Genomic DNA, 7,260 nt, shown 5'->3' with positions numbered 1-7,260 from the left:
GGGTGGTGCGGTGGTGGGCCCTTAGGCTTGAGCGGTGAGCAGCACTGAGCCTTCTGAGACACCTCCCCCGCACGACCTGCTGGGCCCCGCCGACATCCGGGAGCTGGCGGCGGCGCTCGGCGTACGCCCGACCAAGCAGCGCGGCCAGAACTTCGTCATCGACGCCAACACGGTCCGGCGGATCGTGCGGACGGCCGATGTGCGGGCCGACGACGTGGTCGTCGAGGTGGGGCCGGGGCTCGGGTCGCTGACCCTCGCCCTGCTGGAGGCCGCCGAGCGGGTCGTGGCCGTCGAGATCGACGACGTGCTCGCCGCCGCCCTGCCGGCCACGATCGAAGCGCGCATGCCCGGGCGGGCCGACCGCTTCGCGCTGGTGCACTCCGACGCCATGCAGGTCACCGAACTGCCGGGGCCGCCGCCGACCGCGCTGGTCGCGAACCTGCCGTACAACGTCGCCGTCCCGGTGCTGCTCACGATGCTGGAGCGTTTCCCCAGCATCGAGCGGACGCTCGTGATGGTCCAGTCGGAGGTCGCCGACCGCCTCGCGGCCCGCCCCGGCAACAAGGTGTACGGCGTGCCGTCGGTGAAGGCCTGCTGGTACGCCGACGTCAAGCGGGCCGGCGCCATCGGCCGCAACGTCTTCTGGCCCGCGCCGAACGTCGACTCGGGGCTGGTGTCGCTCGTGCGACGGGCCGAGCCCGTCAAGACCGCCGCCACGAAGGCGGAGGTCTTCGCCGTGGTCGACGCGGCGTTCGCGCAGCGGCGCAAGACGCTGCGGGCCGCGCTCGCGGGCTGGGCCGGATCGGCTCCGGCGGCCGAGGCCGCGCTGGTCGCGGCCGGCATCTCGCCGCAGGCCCGGGGCGAGTCGCTGACGGTGGAGGAGTTCGCGCGTATCGCCGAGCACAAGGGAGCGGGAGCATGACGGTCACGGTCCGGGTACCGGCGAAGGTCAATGTGCAGCTGGCGGTGGGCGGGGCGCGGGCCGACGGCTTCCACGACCTCGCGAACGTCTTCCTCGCGGTGGGCCTGTACGACACGGTCACCGCCACGCCGGCCCACTCGCTGCGCGTCACCTGCTCGGGGCCGGACGCCGGCCAGGTTCCTCTCGACGTCACGAACCTGGCCGCGCGGGCGGCGATCGCGCTGGCCGAACGTCATGGCCTTTCGCCCGACGTGCACCTGCACATCGGGAAGGACATCCCCGTCGCGGGCGGCATGGCGGGCGGCAGCGCCGACGGCGCGGCCGCGCTGCTGGCGTGCGACCGGTTGTGGGGGACGGGCTCGTCGCGGAGCGAGCTGCTGGACATCTGCGCCGAGCTGGGCAGCGATGTGCCGTTCAGCCTCGTGGGCGGGGCCGCGCTCGGGACCGGGCGCGGCGAGAAACTGTCCGTGCTCGAAGTGGGCGGAGCGTTCCACTGGGTGTTCGCGGTGGCGGACGGCGGGCTGTCGACGCCTGCCGTGTACGGGGAGTTCGACCGGCTGACGGCCGGCGCCGACGTCCCGGCCCCCGTGGCCTCCCCGGTGCTGCTGGAGGCCCTGCGCACCGGAGACGCGGCGGCTCTGGCGGGCGCCCTGGTGAACGATCTCCAGCCCGCCGCCCTGTCCCTGCGCCCCTCCCTCGCCGCCACCCTGGCGGTCGGCGCGGAGGCCGGAGCCCTGGCGGGCCTGGTCTCGGGGTCGGGGCCGACCACGGCGTTCCTCGCCAAGGACGCGGAGGCGGCCGAGTCGGTGGCGGCGGCCCTCGTCGCCTCGGGCACCTGCCGAACGGCTCGGGTGGCCCAGTCCCCGGCGGCGGGCGCGACGGTCGTCGACGTACTCAGCCGGGACTGAGTACCGGAGCGCTTACGGGCCGGCGGGCGGCGGCGAGAACGTACCCCGCATGGGAAACACTGTGCGCGAGCTCGCCGACCGGACGCCCGCCGGCCGCGACCGGTACGTCGACCTGCTGCGCGTCGCCTCGCTCGGCACCGTCGTCGCCGGTCACTGGCTGATGGCCGCCGTCTTCGCCGACGGACGGGTGGGGAACCTCCTCGCCGTCCTGCCGGAACTCCAGATCCTCACCTGGGCGCTTCAGGTCATGCCGGTGTTCTTCTTCGTCGGCGGCTTCTCGCACGCGCTCTCGTACCGGTCGCTGAGCCGCAGGCACGACGCGGTGTACTCCGTCTTCGTACGGGCCCGGCTCCAGCGGCTGCTGCGGCCGACCATGGTGTTCGTCCTGGTATGGGGCGTCGCGGCGCTCGCACTCGGCGGCCGGGACGGGCTCGCGGGGGTCGCGCTGAGGCTCGTCGCGCAGCCGCTGTGGTTCATCGGGATCTACCTCGCGATGGTGGCCTTCACACCGCTCCTGCTGAAGCTGCACGAGCGGTGGGGCTGGGCCGCCTTCGGCGCGCTCGCCCTGGCCGCCGCCGGGGTCGACGCACTGCGCTTCGCGGCGGGGGTTCCGTACGTCGAGTTCCTGAACTTCGCCTTCGTCTGGCTCGCCGTCCACCAGCTCGGCTTCCTGCGCGCCGACGGCCGCATCGGCCGGCCCGCCGTGCTCGCGGCCGGCGGGCTGGCCGCCGCGGCCGCGCTGGTCGCCTTCGGGCCGTACCCGCTGAGCATGGTCGGGATGCCCGGCGAGAAGGTCAGCAACATGGCCCCGCCCACCCTCGCGCTCCTCGCCCACGGCGTGTGGCTGGTCGGCGCCGTCGAGCTGCTGCGCGCACCCGGCGCCCGCCTCGTCGCGCGGCCGCGCGTCTGGCGGGGTGTCGTCGCCGCGAACGGCGTCGCCATGACGGCGTTCCTGTGGCACCTGACCGCGATGCTCGGCGTGTACGGCGCGATGCTCGCCCTGGACCTCCCGCTGCCCGCACCGGCGAGCGCCGCCTGGTGGGCGCAGGTACCGCTGCGCTTCGCCGTCGCGGCGGCCCTGACCGCGCTGTGCGTCGCGGCGTTCCGGGCCTTCGAGCACCCGGCCGGGGGCAGCCGCCCGCCGGCCTCCCCCGGGCGGTTCGCGGGACCGGCGGCGGCCCTCGGCGTCACGCTGAGCCTGCTCGGGGTGCTCGGACTGTCGATGGTCGGATTCGGCGGGCTCCTGGAAGGCCGTACGGCCGTCCTCATAGCCGTACGGATCAGCGCCCCGGCGGCGGTCGTCATGGCACTGGCGGGCTGGCTGCTGGTCGAGACGGCGGGGCGGGCCTCGCGCACCCGGGCCGTCTGACCGGGGGCCGGGGCCCCCGCGCACCGGGTGGGGGCCGAGGGGGTCCGGCGGGCGACTACGCTTGAGCGTCTGTCCCTTTCCCGTCCCTGGAGCGCGCACCCATGGCCGTCAACCTGGTCAATGTCGAGGCAGTCAGCAAGGTGTACGGCACCCGTGCCCTGCTCGACGGCGTGTCCCTCGGCGTGTCGGAGGGCGACCGGATCGGCGTCGTCGGCCGTAACGGCGACGGCAAGACGACCCTCATCCGGATGCTCGCCAAGCTGGAGGAGGCCGACAGCGGCCGCATCACGCACAACGGCGGCCTGCGCCTCGGCGTCCTCACGCAGCACGACTCACTCGACCCCACCGCGACCGTCCGCCAGGAGATCATCGGCGACCTCGCGGACCACGAGTGGGCCGGCACCGCCAAGATCCGCGACGTACTGAACGGCCTCTTCGGCGGGCTCAGCCTGCCCGGCTTCGAGCACGGGCTCGAAACGGTCATCGGGCCGCTGTCCGGCGGTGAGCGCCGCCGTATCGCGCTCGCCAAGCTCCTCATCGAGGAGCCGGACCTGCTGGTCCTCGACGAGCCGACCAACCACCTCGACGTCGAGGGCATCGCCTGGCTGGCCCAGCACCTCCAGGCCCGCCGCTCCGCGCTCGTCTGCGTCACCCACGACCGCTGGTTCCTCGACCAGGTCTGCACCCGCATGTGGGACGTGCAGCGCGGCGCCGTGCACGAGTACGAGGGCGGTTACTCCGACTACGTCTTCGCCCGCGCCGAGCGCGAGCGCATCGCCGCGACAGAGGAGACCAAACGTCAGAACCTGGTCCGCAAGGAGCTGGCGTGGCTGCGCCGCGGCGCCCCCGCCCGTACGTCCAAGCCGCGCTTCCGCGTCGAGGCGGCCAACGAGCTGATCGCCGACGTGCCGCCGCCGCGCGACACCTCCGAGCTGATGAAGTTCGCCAACTCGCGCCTCGGCAAGACGGTCTTCGACCTCGAGGACGTCACCGTCCAGGCCGGGCCCAAGGTGCTGCTCCAGCACCTGACCTGGCAGCTCGGCCCCGGCGACCGCGTCGGACTCGTGGGGGTGAACGGCGCGGGCAAGACCTCCCTGCTGCGCGCCCTGGCCGACGCGGCGCGCACCCAGGGCGACGCCCAGCCGGTCGCCGGCAAGGTCGTCGTCGGCCGGACCGTGAAGCTCGCGTACCTCTCGCAGGAGGTCGGCGAGCTCGACCCGAAGCTGCGCGTGCTGGAAGCCGTTCAGCGCGTACGCGACCGGGTGGACCTCGGCAAGGGCCGCGAGATGACGGCGGGCCAGCTGTGCGAGCAGTTCGGGTTCAGCAAGGAGAAGCAGTGGACGCCGGTCGGTGACCTGTCCGGCGGCGAGCGGCGGCGGCTGCAGATCCTTCGGCTGCTGATGGACGAGCCGAACGTGCTGTTCCTCGACGAGCCGACCAACGACCTCGACATCGAGACGCTGACGCAGCTCGAAGACCTGCTCGACGGCTGGCCGGGGTCGATGATCGTCATCTCGCACGACCGGTTCTTCATCGAGCGCACCACGGACAAGGTGTACGCGCTGCTGGGCGACCGGACGCTGCGGAACCTGCCGCGCGGTATCGACGAGTACCTGGAGCGCAGGCAGCAGGCGGTCGAGGCGGCCACCCCGGCGCCCGCCCCCGCGCCCGTCAAGAAGAAGGCGTCCGGCGACGCGCGGGCCGCCCAGAAGGAGATGCAGAAGATCGAGCGCCAGCTCGGCAAGCTCTCCGACAAGGAGACCAAGCTGCACGCCCAAATCGCGGACAACGCCACCGACTTCGAGAAGGTGGCCCTGCTCGACGCCGAACTGCGGGAACTCGTCGCCGGGCGCGACGAGCTGGAGATGCGCTGGATGGAACTCGCCGAAGACGCGTAGCGGATGCGCCAAGTCGCATAACGAGCGCGTCACGGCCCGGTCCTCCCTTGGGAACAGGGACGGACCGGGCCCTCGTGCGCGAGGGCCCAAGTGATAGAAAGAAGCCCCGCTCGACTGTCGCAGAATTGCGGGGCTCAAGCCCGATTCGCTCCTTTCCGGGGGTGTTGCGCCGCCCGGAATTGCGGGGGAGACCGAACGGGCGGCGGTCTCGTGTGAAGAGGTAAGCGCTGATGTCTCAGCCGCCCAACCAGCCGCCGCAGGGCGGCTTCGGAGCCCCCCAGGACCCCCGGCAGCAGCCGCCCCAGCCGCCTGCCCAGCCGCCGCAGATGCCGCCGGCCCCGCCGGCCGCGCCGCCGCAGCAGCCCCCGGCGCAGCCCGGATACGGCTACCCGCAGGCACCACCGCAGGCACCCCAGCAGGCGCCCCAGCAGGGGTACGGCTACCCGGGCCAGCCGGGTCAACAGCCCGGCCAGGCGGGCCCGTACGGTCAGCAGCCCGGTCCGTACGGCCAGCAGCAGCCCGGCCCCTACGGTCAGCAGCCCGGCCCGTACGGTCAGCAGCAGCCCGGTCCTTACGGCGGCTACCCGGGCGCGCCCGCCCCGGGCGGCAGCGGCGGTGGCGGCTCCAAGGGCAAGCCGGCGGTCATCATCGGCGCGGCCCTCGCCGCGCTCCTCGTCGTCGGCGGTGGCATCTACATCGCCACCAGCGGCGACGACGGCGGCAAGAAGAAGAGGCCCGTCGCCGGCGGCACGCACGACAACAAGGGCGGCCTGCCCACCGGCGACGCGGACACCGGCGGCGACACGGCCGGCGACCGCGACGCGGGCGACGACCTCAACGCCGGTCGCCAGTCGGGCGAGTCCAAGGTCCTGTGGCTCCAGAAGAACGACGTGGACCTGCCGCGCAACGGCTCCGACGTGTACGGCCCGTGGTTCACCGACGGCCTCGTCGTCAAGGCGATGTACAAGAAGGTCGCCGCGTACAACACCGCCGACGGCAAGGAGAAGTGGAGCCTTCCGCTCTCCACCGAGATCTGCGCGGCGCCCGTCAGGACCGCCGACGACGGCAAGATCGTCATCGGGGTCAAGGACGGCACCACCGACAAGGCCAAGTGCAGCCAGCTGCAGATGGTCGACCTCAAGACCGGCAAGGCGGGCTGGAAGGCCGAGGTGAAGAAGGAGGGGGCGTTCGACCTCCTCTCCGACATCACGATCGCGATCAGCGGCAACACCGTCACCGCCGGACGCACCGGCCACTCCACCGCGTTCAGCATGAAGGACGGCAAGGTCCTGTGGGGCAAGCTCCCCGGTGAGTGCCAGCCGTACGCCTTCACCAGCAGCGCCAAGCTGATCGCCGCCGCCGCGTGCTCCACCGGCGAGGCCGCCAAAAACCACGAGCGGATCCAGGAGCACGACCCGGCCACCGGCAAGGTCAAGTGGAGCTACCCGTTGGCCAAGGGCTGGCAGGTCGACAAGGTCTACTCCGTCTCCCCGCTCGTCGTGTCCGTGCAGGAGCGCGAGAAGAAGACCTGGAGCGTCATCGCCCTGACCGACAAGGGCAAGCTGCGTTCGGAGATCGACGGCGGCAAGGACAAGTTCCAGCCCCGCTGCGGCGGCACCTTCGTCATCTTCGGCCGGAACCTCGAAGGCTGCACCGGCGTCGCCGCCGACGCGAACTCCTTCTACATGGCGACCGCCGAGAAGACGAGCGGCCTGGAGCGCAGCAACGAGGTCGTCGCCTTCAACCTCGACACCGGCAAGCCCAAGTGGCGCTCCGAGGGCGAGCGCGCCATGATGCCGCTGAAGATGGAGGGCGGCGACGTCCTCGTCCACATGGAGGCGTCGTACGACAAGGGCGGCGCGCTCGCGACCATCGCCCCGTCGGGCGGCAAGCCCAAGACGCTGCTCCAGAACCCGCAGTCGACCGCCGAGATCGAGAACGGCTTCTTCTCGACGAAGGTCGCCTACGAGGAGGGCCGGCTGTACGTCGTCGCCTCCCGCGTCAGCGCCACCAACGACGAGGAGGAGAAGGAGACGAAGACCATGATGGTCTTCGGCAAGTGACGGCCGGTGACTGAGTTCCGGGTCTCCCCCTTCGTCTTCGACTCCCCTTCTTCCGAGGTACGCACGCCATGACGCAGCCACCGCCCCCGCCGCCCAACGA

Annotated in this window: 5 protein-coding genes; all 5 read left to right on the top strand. The window is 72.4% G+C overall.

Translation table 11 applies throughout. The features are described from left to right. Window positions 1–34: 34 nt before the first annotated feature. The 5 genes from rsmA to E2E34_RS28465 all read left to right on the top strand — a co-directional run bounded on the left by rsmA (window position 35) and on the right by E2E34_RS28465 (window position 7,160). Window positions 35–922 (top strand): 16S rRNA (adenine(1518)-N(6)/adenine(1519)-N(6))-dimethyltransferase RsmA, encoded by an 888-nt coding sequence (gene rsmA, locus E2E34_RS28485; RefSeq protein WP_244316198.1) that lies wholly within the window; start codon window positions 35–37, stop codon window positions 920–922. Further along, window positions 919–1,830 (top strand): 4-(cytidine 5'-diphospho)-2-C-methyl-D-erythritol kinase, encoded by a 912-nt coding sequence (locus E2E34_RS28480; RefSeq protein WP_138904763.1) that lies wholly within the window; start codon window positions 919–921, stop codon window positions 1,828–1,830. Before rsmA ends, E2E34_RS28480 begins: the two co-directional genes overlap by 4 nt. Before the next feature lie 49 nt (window positions 1,831–1,879). Further along, on the top strand, window positions 1,880–3,199 hold the full coding sequence (locus tag E2E34_RS28475) for an acyltransferase family protein (protein ID WP_138904762.1): 1,320 nt from the start codon (window positions 1,880–1,882) through the stop codon (window positions 3,197–3,199). Window positions 3,200–3,300: 101 nt separating this feature from the next. After that, a complete protein-coding gene (locus E2E34_RS28470) occupies window positions 3,301–5,097 on the top strand; it encodes an ABC-F family ATP-binding cassette domain-containing protein (protein WP_138904761.1) in 1,797 nt (598 codons plus the stop codon). A 230-nt stretch (window positions 5,098–5,327) separates the two neighbouring features. Beyond that, window positions 5,328–7,160: an outer membrane protein assembly factor BamB family protein gene (locus tag E2E34_RS28465; RefSeq protein ID WP_138904760.1), complete on the top strand. Its 1,833-nt coding sequence runs from the start codon at window positions 5,328–5,330 to the stop codon at window positions 7,158–7,160. The last annotated feature ends 100 nt before the right edge of the window (window positions 7,161–7,260 follow it).

The sequence above is a fragment of the Streptomyces albidochromogenes genome, from assembly GCF_005981925.1.
Classification (GTDB): domain Bacteria; phylum Actinomycetota; class Actinomycetes; order Streptomycetales; family Streptomycetaceae; genus Streptomyces; species Streptomyces albidochromogenes.
Note: the sequence above shows the minus strand (reverse complement) of the source record. Positions and strands in the feature narration are given on the sequence as shown.